Raw genomic sequence first — 24,649 nt, forward strand, 5'->3', positions numbered from 1 at the left:
CAATTTTCCCACGAACAAGGGGTCATCAAAGTGGTTGATCTTCTTTGTTGCACGACCGAGAAGGGATGAGCCGGCAGTTGTAGTCGGCTGGTACGAAGGTGCTACTATAGTAGTATCCCATACGAGACCAGACGTCAAGCGCCTGCCAACACGATCCGACGAGCACCCTTTCTCTTACTCGGCCATGGCAAAATCAGCCGTTTGCATACCAGCGGCAGCGAGAGACTGTGTATTGCCCAAGGGGCGCAGCTTGCGGTCGTTTGCCTTCGTCCGTGCAGATGGTGAAGACGTAGATTCGCGTGAGGCATTGATCCAACTGTTACTCCGCTACAGGCAAAGGGTGCTAATTGGGACGTCAGGTCAACCGTTAAAGGGCAGGAACGTCTTTTCAACAGACCCCGAATTGCGAAAGCAGGTTGAGGAGGCTGCAGTTGCAGCGATTAAGGAAGATTTTGGTCTAAATTATAATTTTATCGACAAGCAAAAAGTTCCCGGTACGGGCTACGATCTGGAATTCGAAGATAAAGGATCCGGGGAAATCTGGTGCATTGAGGTGAAGGGCACGGGCGGATCGAGGGATGTGTTTTTCATAACTCGAACTGAGCGCAAGGTAGGATGCGATATGCTGGCGGAAGAAAAGGCCGGCGATCTTCGGCGGTGGCGCTTGGCCCTTGTTACTTCGGCACTCGATCCGGAGCGGCGAGGGATCAAATACTTCGATTTCGATCAGTTGGAAGAGTGTTTTCAATTCGATTGCCTGCAGTGGCAGGCTGTTTCAAAGAACGGGACTGCCGAATAATGGTCAAGAAGCCGCTTACCGTCGAGACGCTGACCCATGACGAGGCGTCGCGCAAGAATGCGCCGACGGCGGAGCTGGAGGCGTTCGTGCCGCCCGCGGTGAAGACGCCGATCCGCGCCGCCTATGAACGCCGCAACCCGGATCTCGACCCGCAGCTGGTGTGGCGCGGCAAGGATGTGGCGGACTGGTCCGATCTGATCGTCGAGGCGCCGCCGCTCTACATCCAGGAGAAGATCCACCCCAAGGCGCTGATCGAGGATCTGAAACGCGCGTCGACACGCCGCCGCGAGCCCGAGACGGCGCCGGACCTGTTCGCCGATTTCAACGGCATCGAGCCGGACCAGCGCACCGAATTCTACGAACACGATCAGCACTGGTCGAACCGGATGATCCTGGGCGACGGGCTGAAGGTGATGGCGAGCCTAGCCGAGCGCGAGGGGCTGAAGGGCCAGGTACAGTGCATCTATATCGATCCACCCTATGGCATCAAATTCAACTCGAACTTCCAGTGGAGCACCACCAGCCGCGACGTGAAGGACGGCAAGGCCGATCATTTCAGCCGCGAGCCCGAACAGGTGAAGGCGTTCCGCGACACCTGGACGGATGGCATCCATAGCTACCTGACCTATCTGCGCGACCGGCTGACCGTGGCGCGCGACCTGCTGACCGAAAGTGGGAGCGTGTTCGTCCAGATCGGCGATGAGAATGTTCATCGCGTGCGGGCGCTGATGGATGAGGTGTTTGGGGATGATAACGCAGTAAGCATCATCAAGTATCGAAAAACATCGTCCCTTGGTGGTGCTTTTTTAGACGATCCTTACGACTACATCGTTTGGTATGCTCGGCATAAAGAGCGACTAAAATTTCGGCGTATTCTGCAGCAAAAGGACTTGGACGGCCTCGGAGGTGGCCAATACCGATACTTCATGGATGCATCAGGTAACCGTATCGAAAGATCGCCGGACGCAATAGCTTTTAGATATGGGGATATGACCTCGCAATCGGCAAGCGCCACGACGCTCTTCCCATTCTCACTTCACGGAAAGACTTTTGCCACCCCCAAGAAGGGCGGCTGGAAGACAAACTTAAGCGGGATGGAGCGATTGTCGAAAGCAAGCCGGCTTGCTGGGTTGGGGAATACGCTTAGCTATATCCGACGTTTCGATGACTTCGCAGCAATGCCCCTTGATGCCGCTTGGAACGATACTGTTACGAGTGGGTTCGCTGATCCTAAAATCTATGTCGTCCAGACAATGCCGCGGGCTGTCGAACGCTGCATCCTGATGGCTACCGATCCCGGCGACCTCGTCCTCGATCCCACCTGCGGATCGGGCACCACCGCCTATGTCGCCGAACAATGGGGCCGCCGCTGGATCACCATGGATACCAGCCGCGTCGCGTTGGCGCTGGCCCGTGCGCGTATCATGGGCGCGCGCTATCCCTGGTATCTGCTCGCCGACAGCCGCGACGGGCAGTTGAAGGAGGCCGAGGTCACCCGGAGCGTCCCGCGCGAAACGCCCACCTATGGCCGCATCCGCCAGGGCTTCGTCTACAAGCGCGTGCCGCACATCACCCTGAAGTCGATCGCCAACAATGCCGAGATCGACACGATTTGGGCCGCCTATCAGGAAAAGCTGGAACCGCTGCGCGAAGCGATCAACGCCGCGCTCGGCACCAGCTGGCAGGAGTGGGAAATCCCGCGCAACTTGAACGAGCAGCAGGACGCATCGACTGCGACCATCGAAAGTCTGCCGTTCACGCTTGCCGAGGCATGGGAGCACGCTCACGCTCATATTTCGACGCGGTTGCAACCACGGACACCGCCGAATACCCCCACCGGGCTCCACGCCACCTGGTGGGCGCTGCGCATCGCCCGTCAGAAAGAGATCGACGCCTCGATTTCTGCTAAGGCGGACACGGAATATCTCTACGACCAACCCTATGAGGACAAGACCCGCGTGCGCGTTGCTGGGCCGTTCACGGTCGAGAGCCTGTCGCCGCACCGCGTCCCTGCCGTCGATGTCGACGACAGCCTGTTCGACGAGCTGGAGGCCGCCGAGGGCCGCCGCCAGAAGAATGCCGCCGCCGAGGAAAGTGCCGACTTCGCCGAGATGGTGCTGGAGAACCTCAAGCGCTCCGGCGTGCAGCAGGCGCACAAGGCCGATCGGCTGGTCTTCTCCTCGCTCAAGCCTTGGCCGGGCAAGTTCGTCTGCGCTGAGGGCGCGGTGCGCCAGGCTAGCGAGGGCGAGGGCGATACGCTGGCTGACAGTCCCAAGCGCCGCGCCGCCATCCTGGTCGGCCCGGAATATGGCACGGTTGCCCGCGCCGACCTCACCGCCGCCGCGCGCGAGGCGATGGAGGCGGGCTTCGACCTGCTGATCGCCGCCTCGTTCAACTTCGACGCCCATGCCAGCGAGTTCGATCGAATGGGCGCGCTCACCGTCCTCCAGGCGCGGATCAACCCGGATTTGCACATGCCGGACCTTGCCAATACCGGTGCCGGCAACCTGTTCACCGTGTTCGGCGAACCGGACATCCAGGTGCATGACGAGGACGATGGCTGCATCAGCGTCGAGCTGGCCGGCGTCGACATGTACAAGGGCGGCGAGATCGTCGCGAGCGACCCGGACGACATCGCCGTGTGGTTCATCGATACGGACTATAACTACGAGAGCTTCTTCGTCCGTCACGCCTATTTCCCGGGCGCCAACGATCCCTACAAGGCGCTGAAGACCACGCTGAAGGCGGAGATCGATAGCGACGCCTGGGAAAGCCTGAAGCGCACCCGCTCGCGGCCCTTCCCACGGCCGAAGGGCGGGCGTGTCGCGGTGAAGGTGATCAACCACCTCGGGGACGAGGTGATGAAGGTGGTGGGGGCTTAGAGAATGAGCAGCATTCCTTTCGGCAGAAAAATCCCGTATTTAGAGGGAAAAAGATGCTTCAGCTGCAACGCTGCGCTTGATGAAGGCCACGGCTACCATCACGATCACGTATTGAATTACTTTCGAGACTACATCAATTCTCTAAATCTTTCGCACCGAGACACTCAAATAGTCATTGAATCGTTTGTGAAATTTGCTTTTCGTTACATGAGGTTTCGCACTTGTGCAATTTGCTCTGACTGTAATGCAAAAGACGGTCACCTCAAGAGCTCGGACTGCCTAGCGGGTCACCCTGCCGTTATAAACAAGTATTTTTCGTGTAAAGCTGCAGAGCTATATCAACTTGTTTCGCCAAGCATGAAATCTTTGAAGCGGCGTATTGCTTATGGAAAGAAGCTCTCCAGGAAGTATGAGCGCGATCTGCAGCGCAGAATGAATTTTGGAAAAAGGCGCATCGACTGCATTGTGGCGCGGTTGTAAATGCTTCTCTACGCATCCACCTTCACAAAGGCACTCGATCGCTTGACCGCTGCCGAGCAGAAGCAGGTGAAGATCACCGCCTTCGACCTTGCGCACGACGAAGGCGGAAACGGGCTGCAATTGCACCGTGTGGAGGCAGCCCCCGGCTTTTGGACCGCTCGCGTCAGCCAGGACATCCGCATCGTCCTGCACAAGGAAGGCGAGCGGACGCTGCTCGCCTGGGTGGGGCATCATGACGATGCCTATCGCTGGGCCGAGCGGCGGCGACTGGTGCCGCATGAACGCACCGGGGCGATGCAGCTGGTCGAACTTGTCGAGCGCGCCGAAGAGCGTCTCGTTTACACTGAGAGGGCTGACGATGCCGCTCCTGCGCCCGCCGCGGCGCATCGCCCCTTCGCCATGCTCTCCGACGACGATCTACTCAACGTCGGCGTGCCGCGCGACTGGCTGGAGGCGGTGCGCGCGGCGGACGAGGCGAGCGTCGACGGCCTGTTCGCCGCGCTGCCGGACGAAGCGGCAGAGGCGCTGCTCGACCATGCCACCGGCGGGCGGCTGCAGGACCATGTCGCGATGCGGGCGCTGCCGGGCGCCGATCCCTTCGCGCATCCGGACGCGCAGCGGCGCTTCCGTGCGGTGGACGGGCTGGAGGAGCTTAAGGCCGCGCTCGATGCGCCCTTCGCGCAATGGGCGGTGTTCCTCCATCCGGCGCAGCGGGCGCCGGTGACGCGCGACTGGAAGGGGCCGGCACGGATCTCCGGCTCGGCGGGCACCGGCAAGACGATCGTCGCCCTGCACCGCGCGGTGCATCTGGCCGAGCGGGCCGAGGCACGGGTGCTGCTCACCACCTTCTCGAAGCTGCTAGCCGCGAGCCTTGCCGACAAGGCCGCGCTGATGACAGAGGCGCGCCCGGCGCTGCGCCAGCGGCTGTTTGTGCACGCGATCGATCAGGCGGCGTACGAGCTGTACGCCAACGCCTTCGGCCAGCAGCCGAACCTGGCGACCGCGAGCCAGGTCCGCGCCGCGATTAAGGCGGCGGTCGATGCCGGGCATAGCAGCGGGCACAGCCCGGCGTTCTTGTACGAGGAATGGGACGAGCTGGTCGACGCTTGGGGGCTGCACGACGCCGAAGCCTATGCCGCGGTTCCCCGGATCGGCCGCCGCACCCGGCTGGGCCCGAAGCAGCGCGAAAGCGCCTGGGCGGTGTTCGCCTACGTTCGCGATCGGCTGGTAGCGCGCGGCGTCGTGACGACCGCCGATGTCTATCTCCGGCTGACCCGCTGGGTCGCCGAAGGCGGCGCGCTGCCTTTCACCCATGTAGTGGTGGACGAGGCGCAGGATCTGTCGGTTGCGCAGGCGCGCTTTCTAGCGGCTGTAGGGCAGGCGGGCAGCGGCGATGCGCTGTTCTTCACCGGGGATCTGGGCCAGCGCATCTTCCATCTGCCCTTCTCCTGGGCAAAGCTGGGCCTCGACGTACGCGGCCGGGCGCAGGTACTCAAAGTCTGCTACCGCACCTCGCACCAGATCCGCCGCGCGGCCGATCGTCTGCTCGCCCCGGACATCGCGGATCAGGATGGCATCGAGGAAAGCCGGCGCGGCACCGTCTCGGTGTTCGATGGACCGGAGCCGATCGTACAGCTGTTCGACGACCCCGATGCGGAGACAGGTGCGGTGGCGGCTTGGCTGTCGGGGCTCGTGGCCGAGGGGATGGCAGAAGACGAACTGGCGATCCTAGTCCGCGGTGAAGCGCAGGTGGCGCGGGGCCGGGCTGCGGCGAAGGCAGCGGGCGTGGCCGCACCCGTTATTGCGATGCACGACGCCAAGGGCCTGGAGTTTCGCGCGGTCGCAGTAATGGCGCTGGACGAGGATGTGTTGCCCGATGCCGAGCGACTGACCGGCATTGGTGACCTTGCCGATCTGGAAGCGATCCAGGATGCGGAGCGGCACCTTCTGTATGTTGCGGCGACCCGCGGGCGGGACCGGCTGATGCTGTCCGGCGTGACGCCGGGCTCGGAATTCCTCGATGACCTGCCGAATGCGGGTCCGGCGGGCCGATAAGGGATATCCATGGCTTTTGGCGTTTTTATCCACCGCTCGGATTCGATTTACGACGACACGCCGGCCGAGCGGTACCAGTTCCCGCCCCAATATCTCAGCCGTGCCCGCGCCTGCATCGGCGACTGGATCGTCTATTACGAACCGCGCAAAGTGCCGAACACGCGCGGGTATTTCGCTGTGGCGCGGGTGGAACGCATCGTCCCCGATCCCAGCGCGCCGGGCATGTATCTCGCCCTGATCGAGCCCGGCAGCTATCTCGATTTAGCGAACCCGGTCCCGTTCGCCGATGCTGACGGCGCGGTGATCGAGCAGGGTGTGCTCAACGAGGCCGGCCGCATCTCCGGCCGTGCCCAGGCTGCCGTCCGCGGCCTGTCGCCATCTGACTTCAACCGTATCGTCGAGGCGGGACTGGCCGAGTCGGATCCGCTACTGCCTCGCATCGGAATCGAGGAAACGGCGTCCGTCGTCCGCGAAGAGCGCACGCCGTTCGGCTTCGACGAAGTTCGCGAGCGAGTCGACATGCTGGTATCGCGCGTGGTCCGCGATCGCGTCTTCCGGCGGATCGTCCTGCGGGCATATGACGAGCGCTGCGCCGTCACTGGCCTGAAGCTGATCAACGGCGGCGGCCGCGCGGAGGTGGAAGCGGCACACATCCGACCAGTCGAAGCCGATGGACCGGACATCCTTAGCAACGGCCTGGCGCTGTCCGGTACGGCGCACTGGATGTTCGACCGCGGCCTCATCGGCCTAAGCGACGACATGCGCATCCTAGTTTCCCGACAGGCCAACGATCCGGACAGCATCCGATCGATCATTAACACGAGCGGGCAGGCGATCGTGCCGACGCGGGTTGGAGAGCAGCCGCGTCCGCAATTCTTACGATGGCATCGGGAGCATTGCTTCAAGCTCTGAAGAAATCAAACTGCGTAACAGACGCGGTGGATTTGTTCGAGAAAACTGACCAGTTGGCGAAAAGTTTGCTTAAGCTTTGACAGGCGACTGTGCCTTGGCGGCCGCTGGCAGCGGCCAGACTGATGGCCAGCCGCATAGGACACGGGATAGCGAGGCCAATTAGCGATGCCTGCGGCGCCCACGTAGGGCTACCGACTTGCGCCTTTGTACGCCCTACTGTACCCCTCACTGCGCAACTCGCTGACAGACGGGTTGCACGGTGACGTAAAATCAATGACTTAGCGCGCGGAAGAAATAGGTCAGGAATCCTGTCTTCTTATCGGTGCTGAATTTCACTCCAGTTCGAGGATGACGGCATCCACCGCCAGGCTGTCACCGGTCCTGGCGGTGATGGTCTTGACGGTGCCGGTCTTGGCGGCGCGCAGGATGTTTTCCATCTTCATCGCCTCGACGACGGCGAGCGGCTGGCCCGCCTCGACCTTGTCGCCCTCGGCCACGTCGAGGCGGACGAGCAGGCCGGGCATCGGCGCGATCAGGAACCTGGACAGGTCGGGCGGGACCTTCTCGATCAGGTGCCGGGCGTAAGGCGCCGCGCGGGCGGGGAGGACGCGGATAATGTGGCTGGCCCCGCGTGTGGTCAGGCGAAAGCCGGTGCGGGTCCTGGCGATCCGGACGTGGAGGGTTTCGCCCGCTTCGTCTTCGACCGCGATCATCCGGTTGCCCGGCGTATAGGCGATGGCGAGGTCGAGCTCCGCGCCGTCGACGCGGAGCCCGTCGGTCGCGACGTGGACCGCATGGTCCTTGCCCCCGATCCGCACCGTCCAGTCGGCTGGCGGTTGCAGCCGGTGGCCGAGCTGCCCGTCGATCCGCCGCGCGCGGTCCGCCTCGGCGGTGGCGGCGAAGGCGGCGACGGCGGCGAGCGTACGGGTCAGGTCAGCGCTCGCGGGTGCGCCGTGGAAGCCTTCGGGATATTCCTCGGCGATGAACCCGGTCGTGAGCGCGCCCGCACGAAAACGCGGATGCTGCATCAGCGCGGAGACGAAGTCGATATTCGTCCCCGGTCCGACGATCTCGAACGCGTCGAGGGCTGCGATCTGCGCGTCGATCGCGGCCTCGCGGGTGGGGGCCCAGGTGACGAGCTTGGCGATCATCGGGTCGTAGAACATACTGACCTCGCCGCCCTCGGCGACGCCGTCATCGACGCGGACGCGCACCGACTCATCGGAATGTTCGGCGGGCGGATTGTAGCGCACCAGCCGCCCGGTCGAGGGGAGGAAGCCGCGATACGGGTCCTCGGCATAGACCCGGTTCTCGATCGCCCAGCCGGTCAGCGTCACATCGTCCTGACCAAACGCCAGCGGCTCGCCTGCCGCAACGCGGATCATCTGCTCGACCAGATCGAGCCCGGTGATCTCCTCGGTGACGGGATGCTCGACCTGGAGCCGGGTGTTCATCTCCAGGAAGTAGAAGCTCTCGCCTGTGGGGTCCGCGCCCGACACGATCAGCTCGACGGTGCCTGCCGAATAATAGCCGACCGCGCGGGCCAGCGCGACCGCCTGCTCGCCCATCGCCCGGCGCATCGCGGGGGTGACGAAGGGCGACGGGGCCTCCTCGACCACCTTCTGGTGGCGGCGCTGGACCGAGCATTCGCGCTCGCCGAGATAGACGATATTGCCGTGCTGGTCGCCCAGAACCTGGATCTCGATATGGCGGGGGGACTCGATGAACTTCTCGATGAAGACGCGGTCGTCGCCGAAGCTGGCCAGCCCCTCGCGCTTGGTCGCCTCGAAGCCCTCGCGCACGTCCGCTTCCGACCAGGCGAGCCGCATGCCCTTGCCGCCGCCACCGGCCGACGCCTTCATCATGACGGGGAAGCCGATGTCGGTGGCGATGCGAACCGCCTCCTCGGTATCGGCGATCTCGCCCAGATAGCCGGGGACGACATTGACGCCCGCCGCCTTGGCGAGCTTCTTCGATTCGATCTTGTCGCCCATCGCGGCGATGGCGTTCGGCGGCGGGCCGATGAACGCGACGCCCGCCCCGGCACAGGCGCGCGCGAAGCTCTCGCGCTCGGACAGGAAGCCGTAGCCGGGATGGATGGCATCCGCGCCCGTCGCCTTGGCGGCGGCGAGGATCAGCTCGGCCTTGAGATAGCTCTCGGCGGCGGGGGCGGGGCCGAGGCGCACCGATTCATCGGCCAGCCGGACATGCGGCGCGCCCGCATCGGCGTCGGAATAAACCGCGACCGTCGCGATGCCCATGGCCCGTGCGGTACGGATCACCCGGCACGCGATTTCCCCGCGATTGGCGATCAGGATTTTCTGGAACACGGGGATACCTCTCCTTTTATGTCGTTGGTCCGTGTCGCCTGTTCCCCGGCAAAGGCCGGGGTCCAGTTTCCAAGACGCTGATGGCGCGCCGTGCCGCCTCGGGGGGAGGCCTCTGCCACGCGCCATCGATGGTTCACCGCCGCTGGGCCCCGGCCTTCGCCGCGGAACAGGGCGGTGGAAGCCTCACTCCGCCGCTTCCAATTCCACCTTGCACTCCGCCGCCATGGGGGTGAGCCCCAGCCGGGCGAAGAGTGCGGCATCCTTGTCGTCGCCCGCATTGCCCGCGGTCAGCAGCTTGTCGCCGGTGAAGATCGAATTGGCCCCCGCCAGGAAGCACAAAGCCTGGGTCGCATCCGACATGCTCTCGCGCCCCGCCGACAGCCGGACCATCGAATGCGGCATGGTGATGCGCGCGACCGCAACGGTGCGAACGAATTCGATATCGTCGATCTTGGCGAGTGGCGTGTCGGCCAGCATATCGCCCAGCACCGTGCCCTTGACCGGCACCAGCGCGTTCACCGGCACGCTGCCCGGATGCACCGGCAGGGTGGCGAGCGCATGGATGAAGCCGACCCGGTCGCCGCGCGTCTCGCCCATGCCGACGATGCCGCCGCAACACACGTTGATGCCGGCGTCGCGGACATGCTCCAGCGTCTCCAACCGCTCGCCGAAGCTGCGCGTGGTGATGACGTCGCCGTAACGCTCGGGCGAGGTGTCGATATTGTGGTTGTAATAGTCGAGCCCCGCCTCGGCCAGCGTCTGCGCCTGCGCATCGGTGAGCATGCCCAGCGTCATGCAGGTTTCCATGCCCATGGCGCGCACGCCCTTCACCATCTCGACGATGGCGGGCATGTCGCGGTCCTTGGGATTGCGCCAGGCCGCGCCCATGCAAAAGCGCGTCGAGCCGTGATCCTTTGCCTGCGCCGCCGCCTGCAGCACGGCGCGCGGGTCCATCAGCTTGGTCGCCTTCAGCCCGGTATCGGCATGCGCCGACTGGCTGCAATAGCCGCAATCCTCGGGGCAGCCGCCGGTCTTGATCGACAGCAGCGTCGACAACTGAACCTGATCGGCAGCATGATGCGCGCGGTGCACCTCGGCGGCGCGGAACAGCAGCTCGGTGAAGGGCAGGTCGAACAGTGCGGCGATCTCGGCGCGGGTCCAGTCGGTGCGCGGGGTTGCCGTCTCGGCGCTCAGCGCGGTGGTCGTCGTCATCACGTGTCGTCCTGTCATTCGCCCGTTTCCGGCGGCATGTTATGGCCCAGCAGCCTCAGCACATCCTCGGCCGCCTTCACAAGATTGGTGCCGGGGCCGAAAATCGCCTGCACCCCGGCATCGTAGAGCGCCTGATAATCCTGCGCGGGAATAACGCCACCCGCGATGACCTTGATATCGGCGCGGCCCGCGTCGCGGAGGTGGCCGATCAGTTCGGGGATCAGCGTCTTGTGGCCCGCCGCCAGGCTGGAGGCGCCGACGACATCGACATCGCGGGCCAGTGCGACCTGCGCGGCTTCTTGCGGTGTCTGGAACAGCGCGCCCGGCACCACCTCGAAACCCAGATCGCCGAACATGGACGACACGAGATTGGCACCCCGGTCATGCCCATCCTGACCCATCTTGGCGACGAACAGCCGGGGGCGGCGTCCCAGACGGCGCTCGACCGCCTCGACGCCTCGGATCAGGCGGGCCCAGCGTTCGTCCTCGGCGTAGGCGCCGCCATAGACGCCCGACACCGGGGTCGGCTGCGTGCCATAGCGGCCGAACGCATCCTCCAGCGCGGCGGAAATCTCGCCCAACGTCGCCCGTGCTCGCGCGGCTTCGACAGCGAGCGCGAGGAGGTTGCGGTCCATTCCTGCCCCAGCGGGGGAGGTGGCAGCGGCGTCAGCCGCTGACGGAGGGGTGTTCCCCCTCTCGAGCGTCGACACCCCTCCGTCATCGCTGCGCGATGCCACCTCCCCTTGCAGGGGAGGAATTTTGGCTGCGTTGCGCAGGGCATCCAGCGCTGCCCGGCACGCCGCCTCATCGCGCGCGGCCTTGACCGCTGCGATCCGCGCGACCTGGGCCCCGCGCACCGCGTGATTGTCGATGTCGAGGATCTCGACCGGCGCCTCGTCGGCCAGCCGGTATGTGTTGACCCCGACGATCACATCCTCGCCCCGGTCGACCCTGGCGGCGCGGGCGGCCGACGCCTCCTCGATCATCGCCTTGGGCCAGCCTGCCGCGACCGCCTTGGCCATGCCGCCTTCGGCCTCGATCCGCTCGATCAGCGCCCATGCGCCGTCGACCAGCGACTGGGTCAGGCTCTCGACATAGTAACTGCCGCCCAGGGGATCGACGACCTTCGTCATCCCCGTTTCTTCCTGCAACACGATCTGCGTGTTGCGTGCGATCCGGGCGGAGAAGTCGGTGGGCAGCGCGATCGCCTCGTCCAGCGCGTTGGTGTGGAGCGACTGGGTGCCGCCCAGCATCGCCGCCATCGCCTCGATGGTGGTGCGGATGACGTTGTTATACGGGTCCTGCTCGGTCAGCGACACGCCCGACGTCTGGCAGTGCGTGCGCAGCATCTTGGAGCGCTCGTCCTTCGCCCCCAGCTGCGTCATCGCCCGGTGCCACAGCACGCGCGCGGCGCGCAGCTTGGCGACCTCCATGAAGAAGTTCATGCCGATCGCGAAGAAGAAGGACAGGCGGCCCGCAAACTTATCGATGTCGAGGCCCGAGGCCACGCCATATTTCACATATTCCATGCCGTCGGCGATGGTGAAGGCCAACTCCTGGAGCTGCGTGGCCCCTGCCTCCTGCATGTGATAGCCGCTGATCGAGATGCTGTTGAACTTGGGCATCTCGGCGGATGTGTAGGCGAAGATGTCCGAGATGATCCGCATGCTCGGCTCAGGCGGGTAGATATAGGTGTTGCGAACCATGAACTCCTTGAGGATGTCGTTCTGGATGGTCCCTTCCAGTTTCGATCGGTGAACCCCCTGTTCCTCGGCCGCGACGATGAAGAAGGCCAGCACCGGGATCACCGCGCCGTTCATCGTCATGCTGACCGACATGGCATCCAGCGGGATGCCGTCGAACAGGATCTTCATATCCTCGACCGTGTCGATCGCGACGCCAGCCTTGCCGACATCGCCGGTCACGCGCGGGTGGTCGCTGTCATAACCCCGGTGGGTTGCCAGATCGAAGGCGACCGACAGCCCCTTCTGCCCCGCCGTCAGGTTGCGGCGGTAGAAGGCGTTCGATTCCTCGGCGGTCGAAAAGCCCGCATATTGCCGGATCGTCCAGGGGCGGCCCGCATACATGCTCGCCCGCACGCCCCGCGTGAACGGCGCAAAGCCCGGCAGGCCGGGGTCTTCGCGCACATCCTCGGCGGTATAGAGCGGCTTGACCGTGATCCCCTCCGGCGTCTGCCAGTCGAGGTCGCGCCCCTTCACCTCGCGCGTGGCAAGGGCTTCCCAGTCGGATAGGGTGGTCATGCGCGCCTCCAGCCGGTTTGCAACTGGAGAACGCCAGCCCTCCCTCGGCCCCTCCCGCCCGCGGGAGGGGAGAGGCTCTGGGCGAGCGCTGGCCCCAGGCACGCCCCTCCCGCAAGCGGGAGGGGATGGGGGAGGGCTACCCCATTCGCGACCATCTCAGAGCGGCAGGTTGTCATGCTTCTTCCACGGGTTGGCCAGGTCCTTGTTGCGCAGCTTGCGCAGGCCCAGCGCGATGCGGCGGCGGGTCGAATGCGGCTGGATCACCTCGTCGACGAAGCCCTTTGACGCCGCCACGAACGGATTGGCGAAGCGCGCCTCATATTCGGCCGTCCGCTCGGCGATTTCTTCCGGCGTCCGCCCCCGGAAGATGATCTCCACCGCGCCCTTCGCGCCCATCACCGCGATCTCGGCGGTGGGCCAGGCATAGTTGAGGTCGCCGCGTAAGTGCTTGGAGGCCATCACGTCATAGGCGCCGCCATAGGCTTTCCGCGTGATGACGGTGATCTTCGGGACCGTCGCCTCGGCATAGGCGAAGAGCAACTTGGCGCCATGCTTGATGATGCCGTTATGCTCCTGTGCCGTGCCGGGCAGGAAGCCCGGTACGTCGACAAAGGTCACGATCGGAATCTCGAACGCATCGCAGAAGCGCACGAAGCGCGCCGCCTTGCGGCTGGCATTGATGTCGAGCACCCCCGCCAGCACCATCGGCTGGTTGGCGACGAAACCGACCGTGCGCCCCTCGATCCGGCCGAAGCCGGTGATGATGTTGGCGCCGTGGGCGGGCTGGACCTCGAAGAAATCGCCTTCGTCCACGACCTTGGCGATCAGCTCGTGCATGTCATAGGGCTGGTTGGCGCTGGCGGGGATCAGCGTGTCGAGGCTTTCCTCGATGCGGTCCCAGGCGTCCGCCGTCGGCCGTTCGGGCACGCCCTCGCGGTTGTTGGCAGGCAGGAAGTCGATGAAGTCGCGCGCCGCCAGCAGCGCCTCGATATCGTCCTCGAACGCGACGTCGGCGACGCCGGTCTTGGTCGTGTGGGTCACCGCGCCGCCCAGCGCTTCCTGGGTCACGACCTCGTTGGTCACCGTCTTCACCACATCGGGGCCGGTGACGAACATGTAGCTCGAATCCTTCACCATGAAGATGAAGTCGGTCATCGCCGGCGAGTATACCGCGCCGCCCGCGCAGGGGCCCATGATGAGCGAAAGCTGCGGCACCACGCCGCTGGCCAGCACATTGCGCTGGAACACCTCGGCATAGCCACCCAGCGATGCCACGCCCTCCTGGATGCGCGCGCCGCCGCTATCGTTCAGGCCGATGACGGGCGCGCCGACCTTCATCGCCATGTCCATGATCTTGCAGATCTTCTGGGCATGGCGCTCCGACAGCGAGCCGCCGAAGACGGTGAAGTCCTGGCTGAAGACGAAGACCAGCCGCCCGTTGATGGTGCCGCTGCCGGTCACCACGCCGTCGCCGGGGACGATCTGTTCGGTCATGCCGAAGTCGGTGCAGTTATGCTCGACGAACATGTCGAGCTCCTCGAAGCTCCCCTCGTCCAGCAACACGTCGAGCCGCTCGCGCGCGGTCAGCTTGCCCTTGGCATGCTGCGCGGCGACGCGCTTCTCGCCACCACCGGCCCGCGCGGCCGTGCGGCGGCGTTCCAGTTCGATCGACGGGAATCCCATCTCAGCGCCGCCGGGTGATGGTCTGAGCGTTGGTATATTCCATCAGGCCTTCGGTGCCGCCTTCGACGCCCAGCCCGGATTGCTTCATGCCTCCAAAAGCGGCGAGGGGGGTGAGGTGCTGGGTCTCGTTGATCCAGACGGTGCCGCTGGCGATCCGGGCCGCGAGGTCCATGGCGGCGTCGGGATCGCCGGTCCAGATCGAGGCGCCGAGGCCATATTCGCTGGCGTTCACCCGCTCGATCACCTCATCGACATCATCGAAGCGGAGCAGGGGAAGGATCGGGCCGAATTGCTCTTCCTGCACGATACGGCTGTGCTCGGGCGGATTGTCGAGGATGGTGATGGGGACGAAATATCCGGGTGTGTCGGCCGCCTCGCCACCGAGCAGGAAGCGATAGCCCTTGTCGCGCGCGTCTCGGATCAGGTCCAGGACGCGCTTATATTGCAGGCTGTTATTGATAGGGCCGAGCCGCACGCCCTGTTGCGCTCCGTCGCCGATCTGCACGGTCCGGGCATAGGCAACCAGCGCGTCTTTCAGGGGGTCATAGACGTCGCGGTGGACATACATGCGCTTCGTCGCGATGCAGATCTGGCCGTTGTTCGTGAACGCTGCCCAGAACAGCTGTTCCGCCAGTGCCTCGACATCCGCATCGGGCAACACGATCGCCGCGTCGTTGCCGCCCAGTTCCAGAGTCACCCGCTTCAGCGTGGCGGAAGCGCTCTGCATCACCCGCCGTCCGGTCGCGGTCGAACCGGTAAAGCTGACCTTGTCAATGCCGGGATGCTCGGTCAGCCAGGGGCCGAGGCTGTCCCCGCCGGTCACGACGTTCAGCACGCCGGGGGGCAGGATGGTCGCCGCCAGTTCGCCGAACTTCAGCGTCGTCAGCGGCGTGAAGGGGGAGGGCTTGAGGACCATCGTGTTGCCCGCCAGCAGTGCAGGCCCCACCTTGAACATGGCCAGGATCAAGGGAAAATTCCACGGCGCGATGGCCCCGACCACGCCGATCGGAACGCGGCGCGTCTCGCTATAGCGGTCTGCGGAATCCTCGTTGACCGTTACCGGCAGGTCGAGCGTGGCAGCGCCTTTCAGCCAGAACCCGGCCCCCATCACCTCGTTAAAGGCATCGGCATGGGGTTTGCCCTGCTCGGCGGTGAGAAGGCGCTTGAAGTCCTCGGCATGGGCGATCACCGCGTCACCGAGCTTGTCGATCAGCGCGCAGCGCTCGGCGATGGGCGTGGTGGCCCAGCCGGGAAAGGCGGCACGGGCGGCGGCCACGGCGGAGTCGAGCTGGTCACGGGTGGCGTCCGGGGCCTGGGCCAGCACCTGCTCGGTCGCGGGGTTGAGCACATCGAACAGACTATCCGAGGACACCGGCTTGCCGCCGATCGTCATGTGGAACGACGTATCGAAGTCCATCTCGCTCTCCATATCCGGCGGTGCCATCCATTGCGGCCTGCTCTGTCGTGAAACCGGCGCTATCAGATCGTGCGCAAGGAACGCATGGCCTCCGCAAGAAATGTCAAAAAGCGCGACAGGTCCATGCAAAGCCGCCCGCCCGGACCTGATCTACACATAATCCAGCAAGAGGCCGTCACAGAGTCTCTGCGGAAAAAGGAGAGGTCTATGAGGGCCAGGATCAGCGCGGCGCTGCTTGTCGGCGCGGCATGCGTGTTTCCGTTCGCGGCACAGGCGCAAAGCGCCGACGCGGGGCAGGGCACGCCCCCCACCACCGATGCAACGCCCCAGGCGGATGCCGCCACGCCCATACAGGACGGCGTATCATCGGGTGACATCATCGTGACCGCGCAGCGGCGCGCCCAGTCGATCCTCACCGTTCCCATCGCCATTTCCGCGATCGGCGGCGATGCGCTGGTGACGAAGGGCATTACCAATTCGGCCAATCTGGCGGTCGCGGTGCCCAACCTGCAAGTCAGCAGCCCATATGGCCAGACCCAGCCGAATTTCTCGCTGCGTGGGATCAGCGTCGCGAACGAGTACAATTCCAACCAAGCGTCGCCGATCGGCGTTTATATCGACGACGTCTATCTCGCCAGCCGCACCGCGCATGGCATGGGTCTGTTCGACCTGGACCGGGTGGAGGTGCTTCGCGGGCCGCAGGGTACGCTTTTCGGCCGAAACACGACGGGCGGCGCGATCAACTTCATCACCAAGGCGCCGAGCCTGCATGGCAATGAAGGCTATGCCGAAGCGGGCTACGGCAATTTCAACACCCTCACCGCGCAAGGCGCGGTCGAGGCGACGATGGTCGAGGACCAGCTGGGCGTCCGCATCGCCGGAAACTACGCCAAGGGCGATGGGCAGATCCACAACGTCTATCCCGGTGGCCGCGACGGCAATTCGCAGGACACGTTGCAGGGGCGGGTGTCGCTGCGGCTGCGGCCCGGCAATGGCCCGCTCGACATCAAGCTGAAAGTCTATGGCGGGCGTGACCAGGGCACGCAGGCGGCGATCCATGGCCTGGGCGCGTTTCGTACCGGCCTCGGCTTCTTCGAGACCAATGAGAACCGGATCGGGCTGAACCGGACCGAGGCCTATGGCGGATCGGCGACCATCGCCTATGACGTGTCACCGACCGTCGTCTTCACATCGATTACCTCGCGCGATGGGGGTAAGCAGAATCTACAGCAGGCGGCGGACGGATCGCCGCTGGACATTCTCGACATCAACTGGCGGTCGAGCTTCCAGCAGTTCAGCGAGGAGGCGAGGTTCAATTATAATGGCACCCGGCTGAAACTGGTGGGTGGCGGCTTTTACGGCTGGGACGAGGTGATTACCGACAACCGGTTCAACATCGGCCAAGCGATCGCCCCGTCGGTCAATGGCGGCTTCTTCCAGCATTATCGCCAGGTCCGCCGTTCCTATGCCGTCTTCGCGCAGGGCGATTACGACCTCACCGAGCGATTGAGCCTGACGTTGGGTGCCCGCTACACCTGGGATCGCAGCCAGTATCGCGACGGCTATGCCTATCTGTTTGCGGGCGACATCGGCGGCCCGGAGACGCCACTGGCGACCACCGTGCCCTGTGCGGGGGTGCCCGGCACCTGCCCGTACAACTCCAATGCTCGCTTTGTGCTGGACGGCCGCAACAATGCGCTGACCGGGCGGGTGTCCCTGAACTATACGTTCGAGGGCGGTACACTGGTCTATGCCAGCTATAATCGCGGCTATCGTTCGGGCGCGTTCAATGGCGGGGGTTACACCTCGTCGGCCGGGATCAACTATATCGCGCCCGAGCGGGTCAACGCCTATGAAGTCGGGCTGAAGGGACGCTATTTCAACAATGCCCTGACCCTCACCATGTCGGGCTTCTATTACGACTATATCAACCAGCAGGTACAGGATACCCGGCCGGGCCCCGTATCCTTCCTGGTCAACGCGCCGAAGGCCGAGGTTTACGGCGTCGAAGGCGAGGCGCGGTGGCGGCTGACCCCGGCGGTGACGATCAACGCGTCGGCGGGCTATCTCCATGCGACCTACAAGGAACTGACGCTCCAGAATACCCGGCTGGACGGCAACGACCTGCCTTTCGCGCCGCGCTTTACCGCGCAGGGCGGGGTGGACCTGACCTTGTTCAAGGTCGGCAATAACGGGCTGACCGTATCACCCAGCGTCGCCTATTTCTCGCGCCAGTATTTCTCGCCGTTCAACGACATCAACGCGGTCGGCACCGGCCAGCAGAACAGCGAGTTGCAGCAAAAGGGCTTCGCCAAGGTCAACCTGACCGCCGCGCTGACCACCGGCCGCTTCACCATCAAGGCGTTCGCCACCAACCTGCTGAACGCCAAGACCTATGCTTACGGGCTCGACCTGCGCGGGGCGGGCTTCCCTTACAATTTCCTTGTTCCCGCCGCACCGCGCACCTTCGGCGGCTCTGTCCGGGTGGCATTCTGAGATGGCGACGATCACGACCCCTGACCTGAAGGACCCCGGCCTCTATGAGGCGGGGGTTCCCTGGGATCTATTCGCGGCGCTGCGCCGCGACGATCCGGTGCACTGGAACCCGGAGACGGATGGCGCGGGCTTCTGGTCCGTGATGCGCCATGCCGATATCGTGGAGGTATCGCGCCAGCCGCTGCTATTCTCCTCGGCGCACGAGAATGGCGGCCACCGCATCTTCAACGAAAATGAAGTCGGGCTGACGGGCGCGGGCGAGTCCGCCATCGGCGTCCCCTTCATTTCACGCGATCCGCCGGTCCATACCCGCTATCGCAAGTTCATCATGCCCGCGCTGTCGCCGGGGCGGCTGGGCGATATCGAAACGCGCATCCGCGAGCGGGCGACAAGGTTGATCGACGCGATCCCGCTGAACGAAGCGGTGAATATCGTGCCGCTGCTGTCGGCTCCACTGCCGCTGATGACGCTGGCCGAATTGCTGGGCGTGTCGATCGACCTCTGGCCCAAACTCTACGACTGGACCAATGCGTTCGTCGGCGAGGACGACCCCGAGTTCCGCCAGAGCCCCGAGGCGATGGCGGCGACCCTGGGCGAGTTCTTCGCCTTCGGACAGGAGCTGTTCGAGGCGCGGCGCGCGGAGCCGACCCCCGACATCGCCTCGCTCCTCGCCAATGCGGAGATCGATGGGCAGGCGGTGCCGTTCCGCGACTTCATCGGTAACCTGATCCTGGTGCTGGTCGGCGGCAACGAGACGACGCGCAACTCGCTCAGCCATAGCATCGTCGCCCTGTCCCAGAACCCGGACCAGTGGGAGACCATCCGCGAGAACCGGGACGTGCTGAAGACCGCGACGCCGGAGATGGTGCGCTATGCCAGCCCGGTCATGCATATGCGCCGTACCGCGATGGACGATACAGTCATCGGTGGCCAGCGTATCGCCAAGGGCGACAAGGTCGTCCTCTGGTACATCTCCGCCAATCGCGACGAGGGCGTGTTTCCCGAGGCCAACCGTTTCCTCGTCACCCGCAAGGGCGCGCAGCATGTCGGTTTCGGGTCGGGACAGCATGTCTGCGTCGGCTCGCGGCTGGCGGAAATGCAGCTGCGCGTCGCGTTCGACTTGTTGGCGGATCGTGTTACATCTTTCGAGGTGCAAGCACCGCCGCGACGGTTCCGGTCGAACTTCATCAACGGCCTCAAGAACCTCGACGTCATTTTGCGGGCTGTATGAGGAGAGATGGACGTGGCAGAGCTTTCGCCCAGCAACGAGAAGATCATCGCCAACACGCTCGGCCGCGCGCCGGACCGCAGCGTCAACCTGGGCTCCTGGCAGTTCGCGCGGTGGCGGCAGTTCATCGGCAGCTATGAATTGCCCGCCCTCGTCGATCCCGTCTTCGTCGTCCATGTCGGCGGCAAGCCCGACACGCGGCTGTGGGAAGCCGATCAGTGGAGCCAGTCGCGATCCATTCCGGGCTGCGCGACCATCGTCCCCGCCGGGTGCAGTACGGGATGGCGGATCGACGGGGAGCTGGACGTCGTCACCGTCTCGATCCCGATGGACCAGTTGCAGGACCAGCGCGCGGTCGCGCGGTTTCGGGAAATGCGCTTCGCCTTTGCTGATCCACTGGGCATCGCGCTGACGCGGCAGATCCTCAGCGAGCTCTATGCGGCGCAGACGGTCGAGCGGACCGCCTATATCGGTACGCTGCTCGACGCGCTGAAGATGCACACGCTGCGCAGCTCGCCGCCGAGCAGCGAGGGCGCGTTCCCCAGCGCGGACTTCTCCGCCTATCGCATCCACCAGATCATGAACGATATTCTCGGGCGCCCCGAGGAGGATCACAGCCTGGAGACGCTGGCGGCGCAGGCGGGGCTGACGCCCTCGCATTTCTGTCGCGTGTTCAAGCGGGCGACGGGCGTGACGCCGCATCAGTATGTGATGAAGGCCAGGCTGGATCGCGCCCGCGACTTGCTGGGCCAGTCTGACCTTTCCATCGCGCAGGTGGCGGAGATGACCGGCTTCACCAGCCAGAGCCACTTCACCCGCGCCTTTCGCCAATATGCCGGGGACACGCCCAGCGGTTGGCGCCACACCATTCAATAGATCGAGGCCATATATGCAGACCATTGCCGCCGTCGCGCGCGAGCCAAAGGGCGATTTCACCCTGGAGACGGTCGAAGTCGAGGCGCCCCGTGCGGGCGAGGTACGGGTCAGGATCGCGGGGGTCGGCCTTTGTCACACCGACCTGATCTTTCGCGACCAGTTCGTACCCTATCCGCTGCCCGCCGTACTGGGTCACGAGGGCGCGGGGGTTATCGAAGCGCTGGGGCCGGACGTCGAGGGGCTGACGGTCGGCGATGCGGTGGTGCTAGGCTTTTCAAGCTGCGGGCATTGCTCGCGGTGCGACGAGCATCTGCCCAGCTATTGCCGCGACTTTCCGCCGCTCAACTACGCGGGAATGCGGCTGGAGGACGGGTCGAAGGCCTATTCCAAGGACGGCGAGGCGATCTCCTCGCACTTTTTTGGCCAGTCGAGCTTTGCCGCCCATGCCATCGTCCGGGCGCGCAATGTGGTGAAGGTCGATGATCCGGCCGCACCGCTGGCGATTTTGGGACCGCTGGGTTGTGGGTTCCAGACCGGGGCGGGGGGCGTGATGCGATCCATGGCTTGCCGTGCGGGGTCGTCGATCGTGATAGTCGGCGGCGGGCCCGTCGGGCTGGCGGCCGTGATGGGGGCGAAGATCCGGGGCTGCGCGACGATCATCCTGGTCGAGCCGGTCGAGAAGCGCCGCGAACTGGGACGCGAACTGGGCGCGACCCATGTGATCGACCCGATGGCGGGTGACGTGCCCGCCGCCATCCGCGAGATCGTGGCCGAGGGCGTGGATTACGCCTTCGACACCAGCGGCCGTGTCGAGATGATGGAGGCGGTGCTGGCCGCGCTGACCCCGCGCGGGATGCTGGGGCTGGTCGGCGTGCCGGGCAAGGCCGATGCGGCGTTGAGCATCAACATCGCGGGCATGATCACCTATGGCCAGCGCGTCGTCGGCATCATGGAAGGCGACAGCGATCCGCAGAGCTTCATCCCCGAACTGATCGCGGCGCATCGTGACGGACAATTCCCCTTCGACAAGCTGGTCCAGACCTTCCCGCTGACGGAGATCAACGCGGCGATTGAGGCGCAGAAGCGCGGCGATTGCGTCAAGGTGGTGCTGATCCCGTGAGCGCTGTGCACTATGATGTCCTGATCGTCGGCGGCGGTCATGCTGGGGCGCAGGCGGCGGTGGCGTTGCGGCAGGAAAAATTTGATGGCTCCATCGCCATCCTGGGAACCGAGCCACACCCGCCCTACGAACGTCCGCCCCTGTCCAAGGAATATCTGGCCGGGACAAAGCCGTTCGAACGTATTCTCATCCGTCCCGAGACGTTCTGGGCCGAACGCGGCGTCTCGCTGGTGCTGGGCGAGACGGTGGAATCGGTCGATCCCGTCGCCCGGTCGGTTCGAACCAAGAGCGGCCGGTCCATCGATTACGGCGAGCTGGTCTGGGCGACCGGCGGCGAGCCGCGACGCCTGACCTGTGCCGGGCATGATCTGGCGGGGATCCACGCCGTTCGCACGCGGGCCGATGTCGACCGGATGCTGGGCGCACTGGCCGAAGCGGAGCGGATCGTCGTGATCGGCGGGGGCTATATCGGGCTGGAGGCTTCGGCCGCGCTTACGAAGTTCGGCAAGAGCGTGACGCTGGTCGAGGCGCAGGACCGGGTGCTGGCGCGAGTCGCGGGCGAGCCGCTGTCCCGCTTTTACGAGGCGGAGCACCGGGCGCATGGCGTCACGCTGATGCTGGGCGTCGGCATATCCTGTATCGAGGGCGAGGACTGGGTGACCGGCGTCCGCCTAGACGACGGCGCGCTGCTGCCTGCGGACATGGTGATCGTCGGCATCGGCATCATCCCCGCCGTCGAACCGTTGGTGCTGGCTGGGGCGGAGGCGGGCAATGGCGTGGTCGTCGATGGCTATTGCCGGACGAGTCTGCCGCATATTCACGCCATTGGTGACTGTGCCGCACATGCCAACCGCTATGCCGACGGCGCGATGATCCGGTTGGAATCGGTCCAGAACGCCAATGACCAGGCCGTGACGGCAGCGCGCGATATTGTCGGGCGGCCGGTCCCCTATGACGCGGTGCCCTGGTTCTGGTCCAATCAATATGACCTGAAGCTGCAGACCGTGGGCCTGTCGACCGGGCATGACGCGGCGGTGCTGCGGGGAGATCCGGCGGCGCGCAGCTTTTCGGTCGTTTATCTGAAGCAAGGAAAGGTGATCGCGATCGACGCGGTGAATGCGGTCAAGGATTATGTCCAGGGCCGAGCACTGGTACAGGCCGGGGCGACGATCGCACCGGAAGTCCTGGCCGACGCCCGAAGGCCGCTGAAAGACCTCCTCTCAGCCTGACGCAGCATAGCGGTCGCGCAGCAGCCGCTTGAACAGCTTGCCGGTCGGTTCGCGGGGCAGTTCGTCCAGGAATGCGAACCGGCGCGGCGTCTTTACCCCGCCCAGTTCGCGTCGGGCAAAGGCTTGGAGATCGTCGGCCAGCGTCTCGTCGCCGGTGAGCCCGGCGGCGGGCTGGACGATGGCCATGACCAATTCGCCCATCTCTTCGCACGGCACGCCGATCACCGCCGCGTCCGCGACCTTCGGGTGGGTGACGAGCAAATTCTCGATCTCCTGCGGATAGATATTTACGCCGCCCGAGATGATCATGAAGCTCTTGCGGTCTGACAAATACAGATAGCCATCGTCATCGACCCGCCCGATATCGCCCAGCGTCGCCCAGCCTTGTGCGTTATGGGCCTCGGCGGTCTTGGCCGGGTCGTTGAGGTAGGAAAAGGTCGGGCCGTCGCTGAAAAAGACATTCCCCGTCTCTCCGGCCGCCAACTCCCGGCCCTGATCGTCCAGAATGTGCAACGTGCCCAGAACGGCCCGCCCGACCGATCCCGGCCGGTGCAGCCATTCCTCGCTGCTGAGTGCGGTGATCCCGCAGCATTCGGTGCCTGAATAATATTCGTGCACGATCGGACCCAGCCAGTCGATCATCGCCTGCTTGACGGGCACGGGGCAGGGCGCGGCGGCATGGACCACCGCGCGCAGCGAGGACAGGTCATGGCCCAGCCGTTCGGCATCGGGAAGCTTGAGCATCCGCACGAAATGCGTGGGCACGAATGTCGCATGGGTGACCCGGTAACGCTCGATCAGGACCAGCGCCGCCTGCGGCTCGAACCGCTCCATGACGACGACCGTCCCGCCCAGCTGCTGCGCCGCCATCGCCCAGCGCAACGGCGCGGCATGGTAGAGCGGCGAGCTGGAAAGATAAATCATGTCCGGGCCCATGCCGTAGAGCGTCTGCCCCATCCGCATCAGCGGCGTCGGCGCATCGATCGGCCCGGTCGGCAATGGCGGCATCACGCCCTTGGGCCGCCCGGTCGTCCCCGACGAGTAGAGCAGATCGGTCCCCGCGCTTTCGTCCGCGATCGGCGTTGCCGGATAGCCGCTGGCAGCAAGGCTCCAATCGGCGAACCGGGTATCCGATGCCGTCCAGCGATAGGTCAGCAGAGTTGGTAAATGCGCCACGGCCTCCCGCGCCAAATCGGCATAAGCGGGTGACACGACCAGCAATTTGGCCCCGGAGTCCCGCAGGATATAAGCCATGTCGCGCGCACTCAGCTTGCACGAGATCGCGGTCTGGTAGAGCCCCGATCGCTGCGCCGCCCAGCCGAGGATGAAGGCCTCGGGCGCATTGGCGAAGACCGTGGCGACGACATCGCCGCGTTTCAGCCCCAGCGCCCTGAGCAGGTGCGCGCTGCGGTTCGAGGCGGCGTCGAGCTCGGCGAAACTGATCGATTCGCCACTCCCTCCCATGATGATGGCAGGCTTGTCGGGATGGCGTGCGGCATGGTTTGCCGGGTGCATCGGGCCTCTCCTTATATCTTATGGTGCCTTGCGAACCACGGTCGCCGCCCGCTCGGCAACGGGCGCGCAAGAAATGTGAAAAAGCGCGCCGATGCCGGGCAAAGCCTGTCGCGGCTTTGTCGGCTATCCATGGGGCAACAGGCATCCCGGCGAA

15 protein-coding genes are annotated in these 24,649 nt (G+C 64.8%); 9 read left to right on the top strand and 6 right to left on the bottom strand.

What is annotated here, in order from left to right:
* Window positions 1-250 precede the first annotated feature (250 nt).
* From QE385_RS02200 to QE385_RS02215, 4 genes are all read left to right on the top strand, one after another.
* Entirely contained in the window at window positions 251-799 is a 549-nt protein-coding gene (locus tag QE385_RS02200) for a protein NO VEIN domain-containing protein (RefSeq protein WP_307098638.1), read from the top strand.
* Entirely contained in the window at window positions 799-3,681 is a 2,883-nt protein-coding gene (locus QE385_RS02205; protein WP_307098640.1) for a site-specific DNA-methyltransferase, read from the top strand. The genes QE385_RS02200 and QE385_RS02205 overlap by 1 nt, the downstream gene beginning before the upstream one ends.
* Before the next feature lie 522 nt (window positions 3,682-4,203).
* The gene (locus tag QE385_RS02210; RefSeq protein ID WP_307098643.1) at window positions 4,204-6,216 is read left to right on the top strand and encodes a 3'-5' exonuclease; all 2,013 of its coding nucleotides are present in this window, start codon (window positions 4,204-4,206) and stop codon (window positions 6,214-6,216) included.
* 9 nt (window positions 6,217-6,225) lie between these two features.
* A complete protein-coding gene (locus QE385_RS02215) occupies window positions 6,226-7,128 on the top strand; it encodes an HNH endonuclease (RefSeq protein WP_307098645.1) in 903 nt (300 codons plus the stop codon).
* A 332-nt stretch (window positions 7,129-7,460) separates the two neighbouring features.
* Here QE385_RS02215 and QE385_RS02220 read toward each other — a convergent pair whose 3' ends face one another.
* From QE385_RS02220 to QE385_RS02240, 5 genes are all read right to left on the bottom strand, one after another.
* Complete coding sequence (locus tag QE385_RS02220) at window positions 7,461-9,458, bottom strand: acetyl/propionyl/methylcrotonyl-CoA carboxylase subunit alpha (protein WP_307098647.1); 1,998 nt, start codon at window positions 9,456-9,458, stop codon at window positions 7,461-7,463.
* Window positions 9,459-9,641: 183 nt separating this feature from the next.
* On the bottom strand, window positions 9,642-10,670 hold the full coding sequence (gene bioB, locus QE385_RS02225) for a biotin synthase BioB (RefSeq protein ID WP_261269035.1): 1,029 nt from the start codon (window positions 10,668-10,670) through the stop codon (window positions 9,642-9,644).
* A 14-nt stretch (window positions 10,671-10,684) separates the two neighbouring features.
* On the bottom strand, window positions 10,685-12,931 hold the full coding sequence (gene scpA, locus QE385_RS02230; protein ID WP_307098649.1) for a methylmalonyl-CoA mutase: 2,247 nt from the start codon (window positions 12,929-12,931) through the stop codon (window positions 10,685-10,687).
* A 156-nt stretch (window positions 12,932-13,087) separates the two neighbouring features.
* The gene (locus tag QE385_RS02235; RefSeq protein ID WP_307098651.1) at window positions 13,088-14,614 is read right to left on the bottom strand and encodes an acyl-CoA carboxylase subunit beta; all 1,527 of its coding nucleotides are present in this window, start codon (window positions 14,612-14,614) and stop codon (window positions 13,088-13,090) included.
* A gap of 1 nt (window position 14,615) precedes the next feature.
* Complete coding sequence (locus tag QE385_RS02240; protein ID WP_307098652.1) at window positions 14,616-16,031, bottom strand: aldehyde dehydrogenase family protein; 1,416 nt, start codon at window positions 16,029-16,031, stop codon at window positions 14,616-14,618.
* Window positions 16,032-16,238: 207 nt separating this feature from the next.
* Between QE385_RS02240 and QE385_RS02245 the strand changes: the two genes are divergently transcribed.
* Genes QE385_RS02245 through QE385_RS02265 form a run of 5 tightly spaced genes read left to right on the top strand, consistent with a single transcriptional unit; the run spans window position 16,239 to window position 22,980 of the window.
* A complete protein-coding gene (locus tag QE385_RS02245; protein ID WP_307098654.1) occupies window positions 16,239-18,527 on the top strand; it encodes a TonB-dependent receptor in 2,289 nt (762 codons plus the stop codon).
* Window position 18,528: 1 nt separating this feature from the next.
* Window positions 18,529-19,758, top strand: a complete 1,230-nt coding sequence (locus tag QE385_RS02250) for a cytochrome P450 (protein WP_307098656.1) — start codon at window positions 18,529-18,531, stop codon at window positions 19,756-19,758.
* 12 nt (window positions 19,759-19,770) lie between these two features.
* Window positions 19,771-20,631 carry a helix-turn-helix domain-containing protein gene (locus QE385_RS02255; RefSeq protein ID WP_307098658.1) on the top strand — a complete coding sequence of 287 codons (861 nt, stop codon included), beginning with the start codon at window positions 19,771-19,773 and terminating at the stop codon, window positions 20,629-20,631.
* 13 nt (window positions 20,632-20,644) lie between these two features.
* Complete coding sequence (locus QE385_RS02260) at window positions 20,645-21,751, top strand: NAD(P)-dependent alcohol dehydrogenase (protein WP_307098660.1); 1,107 nt, start codon at window positions 20,645-20,647, stop codon at window positions 21,749-21,751.
* Entirely contained in the window at window positions 21,748-22,980 is a 1,233-nt protein-coding gene (locus tag QE385_RS02265; protein WP_307098661.1) for an NAD(P)/FAD-dependent oxidoreductase, read from the top strand. The genes QE385_RS02260 and QE385_RS02265 overlap by 4 nt, the downstream gene beginning before the upstream one ends.
* On the opposite strand, the gene QE385_RS02270 is transcribed toward QE385_RS02265, so the two are convergent.
* Window positions 22,972-24,495 carry an acyl-CoA synthetase gene (locus tag QE385_RS02270; RefSeq protein WP_307098663.1) on the bottom strand — a complete coding sequence of 508 codons (1,524 nt, stop codon included), beginning with the start codon at window positions 24,493-24,495 and terminating at the stop codon, window positions 22,972-22,974. The genes QE385_RS02265 and QE385_RS02270 overlap by 9 nt on opposite strands.
* Window positions 24,496-24,649 lie beyond the last annotated feature (154 nt).

Origin of the sequence: Sphingomonas sp. SORGH_AS_0950 (assembly GCF_030818415.1) — a bacterium.
Classification (GTDB): Bacteria; Pseudomonadota; Alphaproteobacteria; order Sphingomonadales; family Sphingomonadaceae; genus Sphingomonas.